Here is a 19,722-nt window from a genome sequence, read left to right on the forward strand (position 1 = left end):
TAAGGGAAATATAGATTGTTTAATTTAAATGTGAAAAATATGAAGACAAAGAGTTTTGTATTAGCTTTGTTATCTGTTTTTGTTCTATCAGCTTCAGCTCAGGAATACCAGCCACAAGTTGGTTTCAGTACTGAAAATGGATCAAAAACAAATTTTAAAAAGAACAAAGCCGGTGATAACTGGTTTATCACTTTAGGTGTGGGTGGAAATGTTTTGTTTGGTGATGACAACTCTCAAGCAGATTTTGGAGACAGAATTAATATTGCCCCACAATTATCGTTTGGAAAATGGTACAATCCTTATTGGGGTGCTCGTTTACAATTAAATGGTGGTCCGATGAAAAGTTTCGTTAACCCTAACGGTACTACAGAATTAAAAGCATATTGGTTAAATCCTCACCTTGATATCATGTGGGATATAACAAATTATTGGGCTCCTTATAAGGAAAGTAAAGTATTCCGTTTTATTCCTTTTGCCGGTATCGGTTATGCGGTAAGATCTGGAAAAACAGCTGATAACGGAGATGTATACAAAAGATCTGAAACTCCTTCTATTAACTTAGGTGCTATCATGTCATTCCGTTTAAACAAACGTGTTGACTTGAACATTGAAGGTCAATATGTATTATTGCAGGAACACTTCAACCGTGTAACAACAGGTCACGCAACTGATCGCATTGGTCAAGTTACAGCTGGTTTGAATTTCAAATTAGGAAAAACTGATTTCGAAGTTCTTCAGCCAATGGATTATGCTTTATTAAATGACTTGAATAGCCAAATCAACGCATTACGTGCTGAAAACGACGAATTAAGCAAACGTCCGGTTTCTTGCCCAGAATGCGAAGAAGTTGCTCCGACAATCATCAACAATTATTCAGAAAATGTTGTTTACTTCCGTTTAAACAGTGCTAAAATTGACAAAAATCAACAGATTAACATCTTTAACACTGCTGAATTCATGAAAGAAAAAGACGCTCCTATCAAAGTTATCGGTTATGCTGACCAAAAGACAGGAACATCTACTTACAACATGTCATTATCTGAAAAACGTGCAAGAGCGGTTGCTAAAGAACTAATCGAAAAATATGGTATATCTTCTAACCAAATCACTATCGAGTGGAAAGGTTCTGACGAACAACCATACAGCGAAAACAATTGGAACCGTGTTGTTATCATGAGAGCTAACAACTAATAATACAGATTAACAGTTTGTTAATTACAAATAGCTGAAAGAGTAGCAGGTTTATCTTGCTACTCTTTTTTTATGCCCTTTTTATTCTTATTTTAACCATTTCTATCATGATTAAGTTGTAGTTTTGTGATTTAAAAATATAGCACTATCAGAGGGTTAAAATACATAGTTGTCAGTCTTTTTGTCGTTTTTTGGATATTCTACGTGATTCCGGTGATATTACTCAACATTCCTTATATACAAAATAAGGTGTCCGGAATAGCTACAGCTGAATTGTCTGAACATTTAGGTGTGCCCGTTAAAATAGGAAAGGTTGATATAGAATGGATCAATCGAATAATATTAGAAGAAGTCTATCTCGAAGATCAAAATGGAGGTGTATTATTTGATGCGTCTCATATATCCGCTGGTTTTGAATTACTCCCGTTATTTAAGAAAAAAATTGTCTTTAATACGATCCGTCTGTTTGGCTTTTCGATGAAGCTAAATAAACAAACACCTGAAGACAAGCTAAACCTACAGTTTGTTATTGATGCCTTCGCAAGCAAGGATACTTTGAAGAAAAGCACTTATATTGACATGAGGCTCAATTCAATCATTATGAGGCGAGGTAGTTTTTTTTATGATGTCTTTTCTGAACCTGTAACAAATGAAAAATTCAACGCAAAACATATCGGCGTTAAAAATATTAGCGCTAACATATCTGTAAAAGAATTGACGACGAACAGCATTAACGCTCAAATTAAAAAAATGAGTTTTGATGAAAATTCCGGGCTTTCTCTTGATAAACTATCCCTGCAACTCAAAGCAGACAGAGATAGCGCAACGATTCATAACCTGCAACTTAAACTACCAAAAACTGACTTCAAGATCAACGAAGCTCGTATAGAGCTAAAAGACATAGAAACCCTTGAAGATTTAGTAAACAACGCCCCTATCGAACTAACGATAACACCCTCGGAAGTACGTTTAAGCGATTTAAAAGCGTTCGTTCCCGCCTTCACTAATTTCAAGGAGATCATTAATATTTCAGCCGAGGCTTCCGGTTATATCAACAGCATTGATTTAAAAAGGCTATCTCTTAATTACAGTGATAAAGTTCAGTTTCTGGGTAAAATGGAACTGAAAGGAATTACCACTCCCGAAGACGCATATCTGTATGGACAAGTAAGTAAAATGCAGATTACAAATGATGGCATTAAAGGGATCGTTAACAATTTCAGTGAAAAGCCTGTCGAACTGCCCGATCCTTTAAATCATCTTGGCGTATTGCATTTCACCGGCGAAATCTCGGGCTTCTTAGATAACCTCGTGGCTTATGGAAAGCTGACATCGGCTATAGGGACAATTGAAACAGACCTCAATTTCGGACATGATAAGAATAAAAAAATAGGCACTTTCATCAAAGGACATATTGGAAGTTCCGATCTTGAGATTAAAGAGCTATTTGACGAAGGCAACCCTTTTGGTAATGCTCGTTTCAATATTACAATTAATGCGTTAAGGCCTGTAAATGAAAATTTCTCGGGAGAAATTGAAGCTGAAATATTGAATTTTGATTATTTGGGATACAATTACAAGAACCTGCTTTTCTCCGGGAATTTTAAGGAAAACGGATTTGACGGGAAAATCCACATCGACGATCCTAACGGATATCTTCTGGCGGAAGGAACATTCTTGAACAAAGGGCAAAATTCTTTATTTAATTTCACTGCGGATGTTAAAAACTTTCGTCCGGACCTCCTCCATCTGACCGACAAATATAAGTCTCCGGATATTTCTTTCTCCATGAATGCGGATTTCACGGGTAACACAATTGATAACATTGAAGGAGAGATACAAATTGACAGTCTGTCTTTTATCACTGAACCATCGCAATTTTTCCTCGATAAATTCCTGATTGTTGCGTCAGGGCATGAATCCGACAGAAAACTCCACATTGAATCCGACATTATCAATGGCGAAGTAAACGGAGCATATTCGTTTGGAACGATTGTTCCCGATATTCTGAGCACCTTGCAACAACATGTTCCCTCGCTGGTCAAAAACACGCGGGTTAAAAGCCGTAAAGTAGAGGAAAATAACTTTTCTCTTTTGCTGACTTTAGAAAACACAGAAGCTCTTTCCAACACACTTAAGCTTCCTTTTACAGTGGTTAGTCAGGCAAGAATAACAGGATTTTATAATACGGTATATGACAAGATCAGGTTAGAGGCTTATTTGCCGAAGTTCAACATCGGAGGCTCTATGTTTGAGTCCGGCTACCTTACTTGCGATAATCAATCCGGCCAAATGGATGTTAATCTGAAAGTAACCAACTACAACAAAAAAGGAAGCCGTAATTATATCGATCTGCATGCCGACGCGAATGAAGACAAGATCAACACCCTGTTTACCTGGGCGAACAATAAGGAAACTAATTTTAACGCGAGCTTCGGTACTTCTACCGTTTTTTTGAAAGAAGAAGACCTGCAAGGGAAAATTTCAACACGGATAGAAACATCAATTATCCCCAACTATCTTACCATCAATGATTCTACATGGAATATTTCGCCAAGCGTTATCAGTGTAGAAAACGGACGGATAGGAATTGATAAATTCTACGCCTCTCGTGGCAATGAATATATATTAATTGATGGAGTAATATCAAAAGACCCGTCTGAAGTGTTGCATCTGGATTTGAAAGACATTGAATTAAGTTACATTTTCAAGACGGTTAACATCGAAGTTTTGAAATTTGGCGGCAAAGCTACCGGAACCGTCAATATACAGGATTTGTTTAACAGCCGAATGTTGAATACAGATTTAGAAATCAACAATTTTTCGTTCAACGAAGTGGAGTTTGGACAACTTAATCTGTTTAGCGAATGGGATGACACACAGCAGGGAATACTGATGTTAGGAACAATTTACAAGAACGACAGCACCTGGACTGACGTAAATGGGTACATATACCCCGTTGGCGAGAAATCCGGACTGTCTCTGTATTTTGACGCGAAAGACATCAACCTCGCCTTTTTGAAACCTTTCATGGAGAATATTACCTCAGATATTGGCGGATCGGGATCCGGGCTTATTCATTTGCATGGTTCTTTCAAAGATATATCCGTAGAAGGAAATGCACTCGTGCGAGATGGTCTTATCGGGATTGGTTTTCTTAACACACAGTATACTTTTACGGATTCGCTCTACCTGACGAAAGATAAAATCATCACAAAGGGACTTTCTATACAGGATAAAGCGGGGAATAATGGGAAAGTAGACCTCACCGTTGATCATAATTACTTCCGTAATTTTAAATTTTCGGTCAATGTAAGTGCCGAAAACATGCTTGTGTATGATGTTACGGAGAGACAAAACCCCATGATTTTCGGATCAGTATATGGCAAAGGTGGAGCCAGAATATCCGGAAACGAGAAGATCATCAATATTGATGTTAATATGCAAAGCGCACCTAAAACCATGTTGAACTTAAACTTCATGGGAGCCAGTAGAGCCTCTGAATACGATTTCATCACGTTTGTAGACAAAAACGCGCTGGCTTTGATAGACAGCACCTCGACAGACTCTACCGCTTTAGCTGCGCGAAACAACATAAACGGGAGTGATGAAGGTTCAGAAATCCGAATGAACATGATGTTGGACATTACACCCGACGCGAATGTGGAGTTAGTTGTTGATCCCGCAGCAGGAGACAAACTAAAGGCTACCGGAAGCGGAAGTGTACAGATTGAATACGGAACGAAAACTGATTTGCGTATGTATGGAGGGGTTGACATTCACAGCGGCAGTTACAACTTCAGTTTGCAACAACTTATACATAAAGACTTTAAAATAGGCGAAGGCAGTACGGTAAGTTTCCGCGGAGATCCGTTTGATGCAAACTTAGACATTAACGCGATATATAATCTGACAGCCAATATCGGTGATCTGGATAGAAATCTGATCGAACAAAGCGGACGTGCAAATATTCCGGTAAGCTGCATACTAAATATCAACGGCCAGCTACGCAATCCTATGGTAAAATTTGACATTCAGCTACCCGGATCAAACGCAGAGTTGGAACGCATAGTAAAAGGGTTGGTCGATACAGACGAAATGATGTCACTTCAAATCATCTATCTCCTTGTATTGAATAAGTTTTACACCCCGGATTATATGACAGGAACAAGTTCAAACGAATTAAACGCTGCCGCCTCATCCGCACTGTCGTCCCAACTTTCCGGCATGCTGAACACCCTGACAGACAAAGTACAGATCGGAACGAACATACGCACCAGTCAGGATGGCATAGCCGATCCGGAATTTGAAATGCTATTATCAAGTCAGCTACTCGACAACAGACTATTGTTCAATGGTAATTTCGGAGTCAGAAACAACCCTTATCAGGAAAGCACATTTGTGGGAGAATTCGACTTGGAATACAAACTAACCGAAACAGGCGAGATACGATTAAAAGCCTACAATCATGCCAATGATATGTATCGCTACCAAAAACAGTCGCTTACCACGCAGGGAATCGGCATCATGTACAGAAAAGACTTCAATATTTTCTCCGACATATTCAAACGCAAAAAAAGACTCCCCCTCCCTCCTCTTCCAACAGACACCATAGCTGTACCGGAAAAAAAGGGAAAAACGGTTGTTTCCGAATAGCAAAAATAGCCCTCGCCAATACCGCTGATTATAAGCCATTTATAATCGCAAAAAACATAAAGGTTATTTTTAAAAAGATATCCTTTATTTTTCAAAAAATAACCTTTATGTTTTTAAAGACATTACTATGTGTTTTTTCAGGGTATGAATCACGGAAATAATTCACGGAAAATTTCCAGCAAACGTGTTTTGGCTAACTCAAAATCTTGAGGACTTTTTAATTCATTTTCCAATGAAGTTACGCCCTTATCAATAAAGCCGCAGGGATTAATTAATGAATAATAAGAAAGGTCTGTGTTTATATTCAGCGCAAATCCATGCATGGTTACAAAACGACTGCTTTTCACTCCGATAGCACAAATCTTACGCGCGTTTTTCTTATCCGTATCTATCCATACACCGGTGGCCCCTTCCAGTCGTTCGGCTTTTATTCCATAGAGACCCAGAAAGCGGATTACGGCCTCTTCCATCAGATGGATGTATTGCTTCAAACCCAATTCCCAATATTCCAGATCGAAAATCGGATAGCCGGTAATCTGTCCCGGACCATGGTAGGTAATATCCCCTCCTCTGTTTGTGTGATAATAGGCTACACCACGTTGTGTAAGCAGTTCTTCGGGGATAAGCAAATTATTCTCTTTACCGCTTTTCCCAATGGTAAGTACCGGATTGTGCTCGCAAAAGATCAGCCGGTTTATAGATTTATCGCCCTTTTGTTTGGCTTCGATTAAAGCATCAAATAATTTTGTTTGGCGTTCAAAGGCATCTTCATAATTTATCCTTCCCCAATCGATGTAACTAAAGCTCTCCATTTTTTTCTTTTTTTAGTGGGTAATTTACCGTCTTCTTTCTTATATCCCATATCTATACGGAACATTTTCCCCATCAATGAGATGATTGTAGACTGTCGTTTCTGCATATAGACAGATGGTTTGGCGGAATTAAATCTGCGGGGGTTGGGTAGGCTGGCTGCTATCAACGCCGCCTCTGATTGCGTTAATTGATAGGCTTGCTTATCAAAATGCAAGTTGGCAACGGCTTCCGCTCCGTAAATTCCATTCCCCATTTCGATCGAATTAAGGTAAACTTCCATAATCCGTTCTTTCCCCCATATCCATTCAATAAGCAATGTAAAATAAACTTCTATACCTTTACGAATGTACGACTGTGCCGGCCACAGAAATACATTTTTAGCCGTCTGTTGAGAGATTGTACTCGCTCCGCGAACGCGCTTTCCACGTTCGGCTTCTTCACGGGCTTTCTGAATCTGCTCAACATCAAAACCGTCATGTTCAAGAAAGAGGTTGTCTTCTGAAGCCACAACGGCCTGAACCAGCGGTTGGGCAATTTGTGATAAAGGCACCCAATGATGCTTAAGAGTTAACTCTTTCCCCTCCTTTTTTTGTTCATACAACCGTATAAACATCAATGGAGTATAATAAACAGGAATGTATTTATAAACTACAACAGCGAGAATACTGGATATAAAAAAAAGTATCAGCAAGTTTCTCATCCAGATCAAAATACGTTTGAGTATCTTCATATAATTTGATTACAAAAAAAACCACATCAAAGGTAACAAAAAAGCGGTTTACGTTTCCGCAAACCGCTCTAAATAAAACTGATATAAATATTGTTATTTGCTTGGTGACGTGTAATTCTTGTTCAGATACGCGATAATCTCAGCAGTAATGTCGTATGCATCGCCTGCTAAAAGAATATTATCACCCATTGTGTTACTAAAAATCACCTGGTATCCCTTTGTTTGATTAAAAACTTTCAATTGAGCTACGATAGTATCCCGTAATTGTTCGTTTAGCTTTTGTTGTTCGATCATTAACTCTTGCGTCAAACGTTCGTCTAAAGCTTGTAATTCCTGTTGTTTGCCTAACAAACGTTGTTGTTCTTCTTGCGCGCGCTGCGGAGTTAAAAACGCGTTATTTTGATATTTACGTTCAAATTCCTGCATATCACTTCTCAAAGCATTTGCCTTTTGATTGATATTCAAACGGGAATCTTCCTGTTTTTTCATAATCACTTCATTCAGGTCTTTTGAATAATTATAATTCAATAAGAGAGAATCTACGTTTACATAAGCAATAGGTAATATACCGCTTACGCCTTCCGCTCCAGCCAGAACAGCCTGAGGAGATCCGGATTCTTTCTTCCCTGAAAAGTGCATTACGAATAAAATAATAACCGCTAAAGCAAGGACTCCGTTAATGAGGTAGTTAATGTTCTTCATAAAGTCTAAATTAAATCTTTTGGTATAGGCGTTTAGACCGCACTAATTAATTATTTGATTGTAAGCGAATAGGATTATTTAAAACCATTCTTTTTATGAGTATATCGAATATTGTCTCCATATTTGAACGTCTGTTATACCTAAAGTGGTATTCATCAAGGTATCCTTGAAGACGTTCTTTGGTACAATGATGATGAATTCCTCTGAGCCAACCTTTCAGGTTCATAATGTGGATATGTAAATCCTTGAAGTTTTTTCCGTCGTCAGATTTTACCTGTTCGAGATTTGGAAAATCTTTTTTCAAGGGTATATAACCTCTCCATTCGTCAGTAATTATTCTTGCATCTTTACTGATATATGATTCAAAGAAAGGACGAAAAGAAGCCGAAGAAGCATCCTCGATACATTGAGCATAAGCTCGTCCAACTCCACTCTCAACTATTTCGAGAGCGACAATGACAAGCTTCTTTTCTCCTTTGTAACGACCTCGTTTCCCTTCTTCTTCACCGCCAATATAGAATTCATCAACATGAACTAGTCCTTTGATTAAATGCTTTTTACTGCTTTGCATTGCTTGCTGTATTTTCCATTTGAACTCCCAGCAAGTTTTTTGTCGCAGTTCATATTCTTGAGACAACTCTAAAGAGGACATTCCTTTCTTTTTGGTACTTATCTTAAATGCAATATGAAAAGCCAGGTGCAAAGGAAACTTACATTTATCAAACATAGTTCCTGAAGTGGGACTTTCGTCATATTTACATCTTGTACATCTTCTTGAAAAAGGTCTTACGCCTTTGCAAAAATTTGTATGTCCACATCTTTTACATTGATAAGCGTTATCATTCCATTTGATTGCTGATATGTATTCATAGCAGACTTCATCTGAGCTAAAAGTATTGTAAAATTTGATTGAGTTCACTCCTAAAAATCGTTTTCGTTCATTCATGCTACAAAGGTAGCAAATCATAAAAATCAGTGCGGTCTAAACGCCTATACCAATAAATCTTTATTTATTTTTTAGTTTTTAAATTTCATTCAATCGTTCATATAAATTCTTTTTGCTGTTCGCATGGGCATGTTGCGACTGAGCACAAGAAATCCCCCGGTCTCTCAGCGCTTTGTTTCCGCTTACGTGTGTATTTGGAAACTCACCATTCTTCTTAAGTATTATATTCACACATAGTAATATAATTGAAATAACAAGAATTATGACTGTAAGTAATAAGGTTGTGAGCATTTTCTATATATTTGTAGGTGCAAATATAAGAGTTTAAGTGATTATAAAGTATTTAATTCTATAATTTTTCTGTTCATCCGCCATTGTACCTGTTGGTTGGAATGGCGGAATAACCTCAATAAACATTATAATGATATGAAAATTACGGATCTAAACCCGAAAATCGTATGGAAGTTCTTCCATGAAATCACACAAGTTCCCCGCCCGTCAAAAAAAGAAGGAAAAATAATTCAGTATCTTGAAAATTTCGCAAAAGAGTACAATATCGCCATCAAGAAAGACGAAGCCGGCAATATACTAATGTCGAAACCGGCAACTCCCGGCTACGAAAACCTGCCTACTGTTATTCTTCAATCGCACGTAGATATGGTTTGCGAAAAGAATAGCGGAACAACGCACGACTTTGATAACGACCCGATTGAAACAATTGTTGACGGTGATTGGCTACGTGCTAATGACACCACATTAGGTGCAGACAATGGCGTAGGTGTTGCCGCTGAATTAGCGATTCTGGCTTCTGATGATATTGAGCACGGACCTATCGAATGTTTATTCACCATTGATGAAGAAACAGGACTTACCGGAGCAAAAGAACTGAAAGCCGGCTTTATGACAGGCGAAATATTGCTGAACTTAGACAGTGAAGACGAAGGTGAAATTTTTATCGGATGTGCCGGTGGAAAGGATACACAAGCGTTGTTTACGTTCAAACCGACTGCCACCGATCCTGCTTTACACTATCTCCGAGTTGATGTTAAAGGTCTTAACGGTGGGCACTCCGGAGGCGAAATACATAAAGGATTGGGTAATGCAAATAAGATTTTGGTTCGCTTCCTTTATCTGCTGCAACAAAAATATGACATCACACTATGCGAAATCAACGGAGGTAACCTTCGCAATGCCATTGCTCGTGAGGCATACGCTGTGATAGGAATTCCGGCAAGTGCTAAAGAAGATGTACGTGTAATGCTGAATAATTTTGCGGCTGATGTAGAAAACGAGTTAAAACACGTAGATAAAAACGTGAAATTATTATTGGAATCTGCCACTCGTCCGGAAACGGCTATCGATAAAGAAACAGCAGGAAAGATAATCTTTTCTCTACAAGCTGCTCCGCATGGTGTTATCGGTATGAGCCACGAAATTGAAGGCTTGGTGGAAACTTCGACAAACCTGGCTTCTGTCAAAACATTGGCAGACAACACCGTCTTAGTAGGAACCAGTCAGCGCAGTTCTATCGAATCAAACAAATTAGCCGTTGCTAATCAGGTTGCTGCTACTTTCCTATTGGCCGGAGCAAAAGTAACCCATGGTGACGGATATCCGGGATGGGCTCCGAATGCAGAGTCTTTAATTATGCAAGTGGCACAAGATTCATATAAGCGTTTATTCGGAAAAGAAGCAGCGATCAAAGCGATCCACGCAGGTTTGGAATGCGGACTTTTCCTTGAAAAGTATCCTTATCTGGATATGATTTCATTCGGTCCTACCTTGCGTGACGTTCACTCGCCAAACGAACGAATCCAGATCAGCACCGTTGATCTGTGGTGGAAGCATTTGCTGGATGTATTAAAAAGTATTCCTGCAAAATAAAAGGAACTCATATACGTTATTGATAGTAGAGACGCATGGTTGTGCGTCTCTACGTTTTAATTATTTTGCATTCGTATATGAAAAAAATATATTTACTGCCTTTCTTTCTGCTTTTCCTGATCTACGGTTGTAGTGATCTGGAAGATAACTATTCGACAAATCCGAATCATACGCTTGCGTTCTCTACCGATACAATAGCCTTTGACACCGTATTTACAACGGTCAGCTCGGCCACTAAAAAGCTGATGGTTTACAATAGAAACAAGGAAGCACTAAACATACAATCGATTTCATTGGCAAGTCAGGGAAATTCCGGATTCCGCATCAATGTGGATGGAAGAAAAGGAACGGAATTCAACGACATCGGAATCCTGAGTAAAGACAGCATGTATGTTTTCGTAGAGGTAACTGTCGATCCGCAAGACAGAAACAATCCTTTTGAGCTTAAAGATTCACTTCAGTTTATGTTAAATGGCGGCAAACAGTCGGTTTTGCTACAGGCTTACGGGCAAGATGCGATTATAATAAAAGAAGGTTTGTTTATCAATAACGACACCACCATTACAAGTGATCGCCCTTATCTGATCTATGACAGCCTGGTGGTATCTCCCAACGCAACCTTAACGATTGAAGCCGGAACAGGTTTCTATCTACGAAACAATGCAAAGATCAACGTATTCGGCACAATAAAAGCTTTAGGCACACTAAACAGTCCGGTTGTATTCAGAGGCGATAGATTGGATGATCTGATTGCGGGAGAGCTTTCATTCGATCACGTTCCCGGACAATGGGGTGGTCTTACCTTTTTTCCTGAGAGCTACAATAATGTATTCCGGCATACCAGTATTCGTAACGGCAAGAACGGAATAATTTGTTTGCCGTCTACAACGGAACAACCCAAAATTACGTTTACCTCATCACAGGTTAAAAATATGTCCGGCAATCTTCTTTATTCCGAAAACTGTCATATAGAGGCTTATAACACAGAATTCAGTAATGCGGAAGACAGTCTGCTGGCTTTGTCGGGAGGTAAATACCGTTTTACACATTGCACGATCGCGAATTTCATAAAGATCAAAAGCAGAACAGAAGCTCAGTCTGTAATACTGCAAAACAACAAAGGCATTACAGGTAAACAATCCTTTCCGATTGAGCAGGCTTATTTTGAAAATTGCATCATCGACGGCAGCAAAAGTCAAGAAACAGGTGAAATAAAAATAGAGTCGTCCGGCGATTTCAGCTATCATTTTACCAATTGCCTTTTAAGACAAAAAAACGACTTTGCTCAAACCACAAATTGTGTTTTCAATGAAGGAATTAATGCAAACAGTTACAAACTGAACGGTAACAAAGAGGAAAATTACATCTTTGACTACCGCCTAAAAACCGATAAAGACGGCAATTCGAAAGCGATTGGAAAAGCCGATATTGAAATAGCACGTCTTTACCCACAAGACAGATATGGAGTAACGCGCATTTCGGACAGTATTCTTCCGGACATAGGAGCCTACCAATATGTTCCTGAGCCTGAGGATAAAAAGTAACAGTCGCTACATGATCAAAACCTTAACCATCCTTTTTCTCCTATATCCTTTTTTTTCCTGCATTGCCCAAACCAATTTTAGGGTAATGAGTTATAATGCGGAAAACTTATTCGATGTAACAAAATCACCCGATAAAAACGATGGCGAATTTCAACCGGATGGCAAACGAAACTGGACGAAAAGCCGTTATTATCACAAACTACAACAAATAGCCAAGGTTATTTCGGCCGCCGGAGAATGGGATACGCCTGCTTTAGTAGCGCTTTGCGAAGTGGAAAATGACACGGTTATTCATCATTTACTCGGACGGACGCCACTGCGAAAACAGGATTATCATTACCGGATGACTACCGGAAGAGACGATAGAGGAATCAACACCGCGTTGCTTTATCAGCGGGATAAATTCAAATACCTTTCGCATGCGGAACATGTTATTCCTTTCACAGACACTCAAAAAAGATCACGTAATATCCTGCATGTAACCGGACAAATTAGTACTCGAGACACGCTCGATATCTTTGCCTGTCACTTCCCTTCGCGCTATGGCGGTGAAAAAGAATCCGAACAGGCACGAACAGATGCCGCTCTGTATCTTCGTAGTCTCTGCGACTCGCTTTATAAGATAAGAGAAAATTGTCTTCTTCTTATCATGGGCGATTTTAATGATATTCCGCAAGACAAAAGCCTGAGTCAACAACTCAGGGCACTTCCTCCGCAAAGAAAAAAAGAACAAGATCCGGACCTCACCTTGTATAATTTGGTATATAACGAAAAAGGAAGTCACAAATACCGGGACTCATGGAGCCAGTTAGATCATATAATCGTCAATTCGTCTCTTCTTTCCTACTTAGATCCGTCGAGCGTTCGTGTTTTCTCCCCTCCTTTTCTGCTAACAGAAGACAAGGTTTGGCGTGGAAAGCGTCCTTTAAGAACTTATCACGGTTACAAGTACGAAAGAGGTTTTAGCGATCATCTGCCGGTAATAGCAGACTTTAATCTGCAAAGCTCGAATTCTCCGGATAAAAAAAGAGTTACAGACACAAGCCCGTAACTCTTTTAAAAACATTCCTTTTACAAATACTATTTTACCATCACCTTGGTTATCGTTTTCTTTCCATTAGGTGCTGTTACATGAAGCAAGTAAACTCCGGAAGCAGCATTTACAGGGATATTGGTAATCTCACTATTCGAATAATGAAGATATAGCTTCCGACCGGATAAGTCGAACAGTTCTATCAAATAGAGAATACTATCAGTCGAAGGAGTGTGCCCCTCTATCGTTAAATAACTATTCGCTGAAACCGGATTGGGATAAACCCTAAGCGAGGCACGAGGAGCATCGCCGGTAAAAGCTAACGCGCAACTTTCGTCATACGTGTCGTCGGCATAATAAGCACGAACAGTATAGCTGCCATTCAAGCCTTTTTCATCCGTATAGTATACGGAGGTACCATTCTCTGAAATAGCCTGACCGTCCTTATACCACTGGAATTTCACATAACCCTTTGTTGTATTATCCACGTACAATACATCATCCCATTTCATTAGTATCGAGAGCGTATTCATTGTCGCGTAAACAGAATCACTTTTCAATGAGCCGCAAGCGTTCGAAACAACCACATAATACAGTCCTGTCGTTTCAGCAGATAGTTGGCTACTGTATTCATCAGACGTAGCACCGACCACCTCTTCACCTTTAAAATACCATTGGTAAGTCAACCCATCGCCACTTGCCTCCACAGAAAACACGAAAGCATCTCCCTGGCAACCACTTACAGACACTGGTTGTCCGGCAATAACAACGCCGCTTAACACATCAAATTCGAAAGGATATTCGGTAATGATATTCGCATTTCCCGAACTGCGCAAAACGATCTTGCCAACGTATCTGCCTTTCGATACTCCTGCAGGCATAGCTATGGCAATATAATTTTCCGGTAATTTCTCATAAACCTCCACATCCTTAAATCCCGCGTTCTTGGCTTCGTCTGAGAATAGAACCGTGTATTCCAGCGGATGTGAGGTATACAACACATCGTAAGGTATATGTATGAAAGCATCCGTCGGACAGAAAGGAACCGTTGGTTTAACGGTTATACCGGGTTCGGGATCAGGAGTTGAACTTGTTTTCCATTGAGCATATAAATCGATATGATCAGACAGTGTAACGTTAGCTCCTACTTCATAGGCAGTGCCCGAACCATCGGGTTTCGTATTCCAGTTTACGAAAAGATAATTGTCATTCGGTGCCGTATAGTACAACGGTGCATCGGTGTAATTTAATATCGTATACAAACAATCCGGAGCATTGCTGATTGTATGTTCACTACCGCCTCCACCATTCGGATGATAAGTAATCCCACAAGTGGTGCCCGGAAGCGGTTCGTCCCATTGTGCAACTAATCTGGTTGGGCATGTAAACACATAGGATTCACTTATTGTATAAGTATTACCTAAGCTGTCTTTCCAGCAAATAAAAACATGGTTAGGATTTAATGGAGCAAAGTCAATTTGAGGATTCGTATAATCAAAAATCACATGCGACCCGTTCTTTGCCGTATTAAAAGTCTTTGGATCACCTACCCCAATACCAGAATCATAAATAATGGCAAAAACGGAAGAAGTAACTTCTTCCCAAATCGCATAAAGCGTAAGATTTTCGGTAGGCGAAATAGTAGCTCCAACGGCATGCGCTGTACCTGTACCATCGGATTTTGTATTCCAACCTTTAAACTGATGATTCGTTGTCGGAGCAGTAAAATTGAGTAAAGCATCTGTATAGTTTAACACAGCATGACTTCCATCCGATTCTGTATTAACCGTGTTCGCAGTGCCTCCTCCACCATTCGGATCATACGTTACTGTAATCGGGGGTGTATCTTCTCCCCAAATCGCATAAAGCGTAAGATTGCCCGAAGTAAAAGTAATAGGTGAACCTACAGCGTAGGCCGGGTCCGGATCTGTGGCAGTTGAATCAGTAGCCCAACCCTTAAACGCTTTACCTTCCGGATGCGTTCCTTTCAGCTTGCCGGCTCCACCATCTACAACCAGGCCTTCTTCGTCAATAGCATTTACGGAATAATAAACCGTGTCCGGCAAATAATATTCAGTACCATCATAAGCCGTTAATGCAGCCATACCAAATTTGCCACTGGTTGAATGGTATTTTACCCAGGATATTTCGACAGCACCATGATCCTTAAATCGGTTAAACGATCTTTGGTCTTTACCTGTTTGTATAACCCCTTGAGTATTTTCCGCAATACCCTCCGGTTTTATTGGGATGGTTGGAATTATTTCAGCATCTACTCCCGCTGAAGTAGTTGAATAATTTGTTACAGGTTTCACTTCGTATAGACCTAAAGCATCTTCAATAAGATTTGCATAGGGTTTTATTCCTACATTAATATTATCTGCATTAGTATTAACAATATTATAAGTCCCAGCTATATTACTCTTAGCAGATGTTGCATCTATTATACTTCCGTTTTTATCAAGAATTGCATTACCTACAAATAAATTATTGTCAAGCGTAAGCTTTACAGTAGACCTAAACGAATTTCCAGAGCTGCATCCTATTGAGCCTCCACCCGGCATACTAGCACTTGTTGTTATTCCACCAACAGTATTAAAAGCAAAAGTATTACCTTTCAATAAAACTTCTGCATGCAACACACCAGTGAAACCAACATTTTGAAATATTTGTATAGCTCCACCTGAGTATTGAGCATTATCTATTCCGTATGCTTTATTACCATAAAAAGTATTATTTTCGAAAAAGATTTTATCGACAACATCCCCATTACCGGAACCTTCCGTTTGAATTAAAATAGCACCACCATCATCATATGCAATATTCTCAATAAAAGAAGAATTCTTAATATCCAAAGAAGCTTCTTTACGCATATTTAATATATAAATTGCTCCACCATCATACGTGCTGGCTTTGGAGCCATTTTCTCCATTTGTTTGATTTCCTTCGAAAAGACATTCATTAATTATGAGCTTACCACTAAAGTAATGCATGGACATCGCACCACCACCGCCACCTAAAACGCCGGTATTAGCTGCTTTATTTATATTATTCCTAAAGATTGTATTATTAAGAGTAAGCGTGCCGGAAAAGCCCTTAGAAGCAATAGCACCACATTCATACCCCCCCGATGAGCCCGAATTTCCTTCTATTGTCGAGTTATTTATGGTTAGTTTTGCATTTCCTAACCAAATAGCCGGGCCGGCACCGGCGTGATTATTATAAATCTTCGTATTTTCTATTTCAGTAGAAGCACTACCTGATGTAGATATATTTATAGCTCCACCTGGCGCATTATAAAACTCACATTTGTCTAAGAGAACTGTTCCTGCAGATGCTCTATTATCGAATAATCTTCCGGTAATACTTGTTCCATCCATTTTAAGTTCTTTGAATGTAAGACCCCCTGTTCCATTACCATTAATCTTTATAGCTCCCGTGTTCCAGACAACAGCACTGCAATCTATCGTAACATCTACATTGGGTTGAGATAAAGTCATCACTCCCGAAGTAAAACCGGCATCCAAAACAAATATCTCCCCACCCGAAGCAGCAGAAACAGCAGCCGTCAATTCCGCAACATTATTAACAGTCTGTGCCGACGGCTTAACCGATGCCGCAATAAGCAGCATTAATCCTAAATAAATTGATCGTAAAAACTTATTCATCCTACTTATTCTTTAATTATAGTTTAAAACGGACTCCGATTTTAACACCGAAAGCTATGGGCTTGATTTTGCCCGTCAAATAGGAATTGAGCATACCATTATAATGAATGTCTTGCCCTATTTTCGTGCCGGATCCGGAATGGTATACGGTGGGTGCGGTGAAGAGGTTTTCATCACCGTTCTTTTTCAAATTGCTGAACCCATAATCAAGATAACCTCCAATGGTCAAATCGGTGCTTTCATCAAGCATTACAAGAAAACCAACATCGGCAGTTCCGGCGATACCCATTTTCAACTTTGCCTTGTCGTTCCAATTGAGCGTTGAATTGGGGTCGGTAATAGTTCCATAACCATGTTTTGACACAGCCGGATTGGAGGGAGAACCCATATCTGTAGGGACACCATCGTATTTTCCGGATACATTTAATTGACTTTCATGCCCGTTTTTGATCTTGAACTTTGCGTTGACGGGCAAAAGCAGTTTAACACCCAGTCCGCCATACAAACCCCACTTTTCGGCGTCGCCAAAACGAGTTTGATAAGTTGCCATCACCGGGATTTCGAAAAAGAAAACCGTCTGCTTCTCTTCCAGATTACTGATACGCGTGCGAAGTTCAAATTCTTTGGGACGCCCCTCATAATCATCATCAATCAATGTTCCCAACGCAAAAAACTTGTCGTCCGTAATGCCTCCTTTCAATTTTCCAACAGATGCGTAACGGGAAATTCCCAAGCCGGAGGATATCCCCCAATGCTTATCAAAAAAATAACTGTAAGATAAATCCAGACCATAGCCTAAATCAGTAGATTGGCTACCTTTTTCTTTCAACTCCGAACTATACAACTTATAGTCTAATCCGCCACCAGCGGCCTTCAGAGAAACAGAAACATAAGATCCTTTCCCGTAATCAGTCCCTTTGTAGTGGTTGTTTTGGGCAAAAGTAAAAAATGCGCCCATAAAAATCAGAGAACAAAATAGTTTAATTTTTCTCATACCTTTCTTAACTATGTGACAAAATAATAATAGTCTCTATCTATATATAAATTCTCAAATTCTTTTAAATGACAATACCACCCCACTAAAATAATCGGGAAATCAAAAGCATTAAACTTTGCTTATTTCATTGAAAAATAGAGGATACTATTCATTTTAAAAACTTAAAAACACAACTCAATCAGTTAATCAATACAATAAAAAACGTGCGAATATACATGTAATAATCCACATTGTAACACATTTTATGAAATATGCATATTTTATACCCAACGTTAATTAGTATTACCCATTAAAAAAAACGAACAATAGAACAAAAACTCCGACAAATAGAATACAATTTCATTTATATCCTTTATTTCTCTTTTTCCACAACTGTGGTAAAACTTTACTACAGTTGTGGAAAAGTTTTTCTATATATATAGAAAAAGAGAAATAAAGGTTATTAAAGAAAAAAGATAGGAATATTGAGAGAAATACAAACCATACATCTGAATGCGTTATGTTTTAATTTTTTTTTTGGGGGGGGGGAGAGAGTCCTGCTTTTATCTAAAAAACGACCAAAACTTTAAATCTACCTTTGCTTCCATTTCTTTTTCAATCTCGTTTGGGAATTGTGAGAAGAAGTCTATGCCGGTTACTTCTTCGACTCGGTCTACGGTTACGGCAAGATCTCGTGGGGATGTTTGTTTATAATCACGATTTTCGAACAGAAAACCAATGCTTTGTGCTTTCTCGGGGTCGCAAACAACTTTATAGAACATACGTGGTATGCCTACTCTGTTTTTGCCTAAACGCTTCAGGTCCTTTTCAATTACGGGACCACAGGCAATGTAGATTCGTTTGTGTTCTTTTGCCCATACACGAATGGTCATTTCCAGATCATTCCATACACCACTGTTAAGGCCTCTGTCTTGTGGACAAATATTACTAAAGTAAAATGTTTCTCGCATTACTTTCTCCGACCATTTCATGTCGCCGGCTGGTACCATGTGCCCACGATCGTAACCTGTACGTGTGTAATCTTCGTTGAGCGCAGTGGCTCCTTTTACTTCCGGATCGGGAATAAATTTGTTGTGTCTTTTTACTTTATTGTTACTTACTTTCTCTCGGGTAAGTTCATAGGCCACCCAGTTCGGGATTTTAAAATCGGAATTATAGGAAACGGTATAGCCTTCGTGTTTAATGATTTGTTGTTTCGCCCCGTTTTTTAGGACCGGAATTTCGGCTCCTGTGGGCAGATTTTCCGTTTTTAGTTTATTCGGTGCTTTAGATTCGATAATCTCGGGCACTTTTTGTACAATACCATCAACTACTTTTTGCGCTTTTTCTTCCGGAACATAATGAAGATACAGGAACGACAGCCCGATAATAGCAACGATCAGCACACATACAATGGCGATAAAACGCTTGATCTCTACCCAAAATGATTTCCCACGCTGCGTGTTTTTCTTTTTCCTTACTTTTCTTTTTGCCATTTCCTCAATCTGTTTCTATGGCAAAGATAGGAGTTTTACACAGAAGTGCGCGCCTCATCATAAGTACTAATAATTATATTATA

General features: G+C 39.2%; 13 protein-coding genes. 5 read left to right on the plus strand and 8 right to left on the minus strand.

All coding sequences use genetic code 11. The features are described from left to right. The first annotated feature begins 39 nt into the window (after nt 1–39). Together B9Y81_RS04075 and B9Y81_RS04080 are read left to right on the plus strand one after the other, a co-directional pair. The gene (locus B9Y81_RS04075) at nt 40–1,191 is read left to right on the plus strand and encodes an OmpA family protein (RefSeq protein WP_085535721.1); all 1,152 of its coding nucleotides are present in this window, start codon (nt 40–42) and stop codon (nt 1,189–1,191) included. A 207-nt stretch (nt 1,192–1,398) separates the two neighbouring features. Next, nucleotides 1,399–5,847 (plus strand): translocation/assembly module TamB domain-containing protein, encoded by a 4,449-nt coding sequence (locus B9Y81_RS04080; RefSeq protein WP_095996245.1) that lies wholly within the window; start codon nt 1,399–1,401, stop codon nt 5,845–5,847. A gap of 149 nt (nt 5,848–5,996) precedes the next feature. On the opposite strand, the gene lipB is transcribed toward B9Y81_RS04080, so the two are convergent. The 5 genes from lipB to B9Y81_RS04105 form a co-directional block, all read right to left on the minus strand. Next, nucleotides 5,997–6,659, minus strand: a complete 663-nt coding sequence (gene lipB, locus B9Y81_RS04085) for a lipoyl(octanoyl) transferase LipB (RefSeq protein WP_085535723.1) — start codon at nt 6,657–6,659, stop codon at nt 5,997–5,999. Continuing rightward, the gene (gene mtgA, locus B9Y81_RS04090) at nt 6,623–7,390 is read right to left on the minus strand and encodes a monofunctional biosynthetic peptidoglycan transglycosylase (protein ID WP_085535724.1); all 768 of its coding nucleotides are present in this window, start codon (nt 7,388–7,390) and stop codon (nt 6,623–6,625) included. Before mtgA ends, lipB begins: the two co-directional genes overlap by 37 nt. A 93-nt stretch (nt 7,391–7,483) precedes the next feature. Then, nucleotides 7,484–8,092, minus strand: coding sequence for an OmpH/Skp family outer membrane protein (locus tag B9Y81_RS04095; RefSeq protein WP_085535725.1), 609 nt, complete (start codon nt 8,090–8,092; stop codon nt 7,484–7,486). A 46-nt stretch (nt 8,093–8,138) separates the two neighbouring features. Beyond that, a complete protein-coding gene (locus tag B9Y81_RS04100) occupies nt 8,139–9,038 on the minus strand; it encodes an IS1595 family transposase (protein ID WP_085535247.1) in 900 nt (299 codons plus the stop codon). Nucleotides 9,039–9,116: 78 nt separating this feature from the next. Then, a complete protein-coding gene (locus tag B9Y81_RS04105; RefSeq protein WP_085535726.1) occupies nt 9,117–9,329 on the minus strand; it encodes a hypothetical protein in 213 nt (70 codons plus the stop codon). A 135-nt stretch (nt 9,330–9,464) separates the two neighbouring features. Here B9Y81_RS04105 and B9Y81_RS04110 point away from each other — a divergent pair, with 135 nt between their 5' ends. The 3 genes from B9Y81_RS04110 to B9Y81_RS04120 all read left to right on the plus strand — a co-directional run bounded on the left by B9Y81_RS04110 (nt 9,465) and on the right by B9Y81_RS04120 (nt 13,517). Next, nucleotides 9,465–10,922 (plus strand): aminoacyl-histidine dipeptidase, encoded by a 1,458-nt coding sequence (locus B9Y81_RS04110; RefSeq protein WP_085535727.1) that lies wholly within the window; start codon nt 9,465–9,467, stop codon nt 10,920–10,922. A gap of 77 nt (nt 10,923–10,999) precedes the next feature. Continuing rightward, entirely contained in the window at nt 11,000–12,466 is a 1,467-nt protein-coding gene (locus tag B9Y81_RS04115) for a hypothetical protein (RefSeq protein ID WP_139822892.1), read from the plus strand. 10 nt (nt 12,467–12,476) lie between these two features. Continuing rightward, a complete protein-coding gene (locus B9Y81_RS04120; protein ID WP_085535729.1) occupies nt 12,477–13,517 on the plus strand; it encodes an endonuclease/exonuclease/phosphatase family protein in 1,041 nt (346 codons plus the stop codon). A gap of 29 nt (nt 13,518–13,546) precedes the next feature. On the opposite strand, the gene B9Y81_RS04125 is transcribed toward B9Y81_RS04120, so the two are convergent. From B9Y81_RS04125 to B9Y81_RS04135, 3 genes are all read right to left on the minus strand, one after another. After that, complete coding sequence (locus tag B9Y81_RS04125; protein ID WP_085535730.1) at nt 13,547–17,167, minus strand: InlB B-repeat-containing protein; 3,621 nt, start codon at nt 17,165–17,167, stop codon at nt 13,547–13,549. A gap of 16 nt (nt 17,168–17,183) precedes the next feature. After that, nucleotides 17,184–18,161 carry an outer membrane beta-barrel protein gene (locus B9Y81_RS04130; RefSeq protein ID WP_085535731.1) on the minus strand — a complete coding sequence of 326 codons (978 nt, stop codon included), beginning with the start codon at nt 18,159–18,161 and terminating at the stop codon, nt 17,184–17,186. A 545-nt stretch (nt 18,162–18,706) separates the two neighbouring features. After that, nucleotides 18,707–19,639, minus strand: coding sequence for a DNA/RNA non-specific endonuclease (locus B9Y81_RS04135; RefSeq protein WP_085535732.1), 933 nt, complete (start codon nt 19,637–19,639; stop codon nt 18,707–18,709). Nucleotides 19,640–19,722 lie beyond the last annotated feature (83 nt).

The sequence above is a fragment of the Massilibacteroides vaginae genome, assembly GCF_900178525.1.
In the GTDB taxonomy this organism is placed as follows: domain Bacteria; phylum Bacteroidota; class Bacteroidia; order Bacteroidales; family Tannerellaceae; genus Massilibacteroides; species Massilibacteroides vaginae.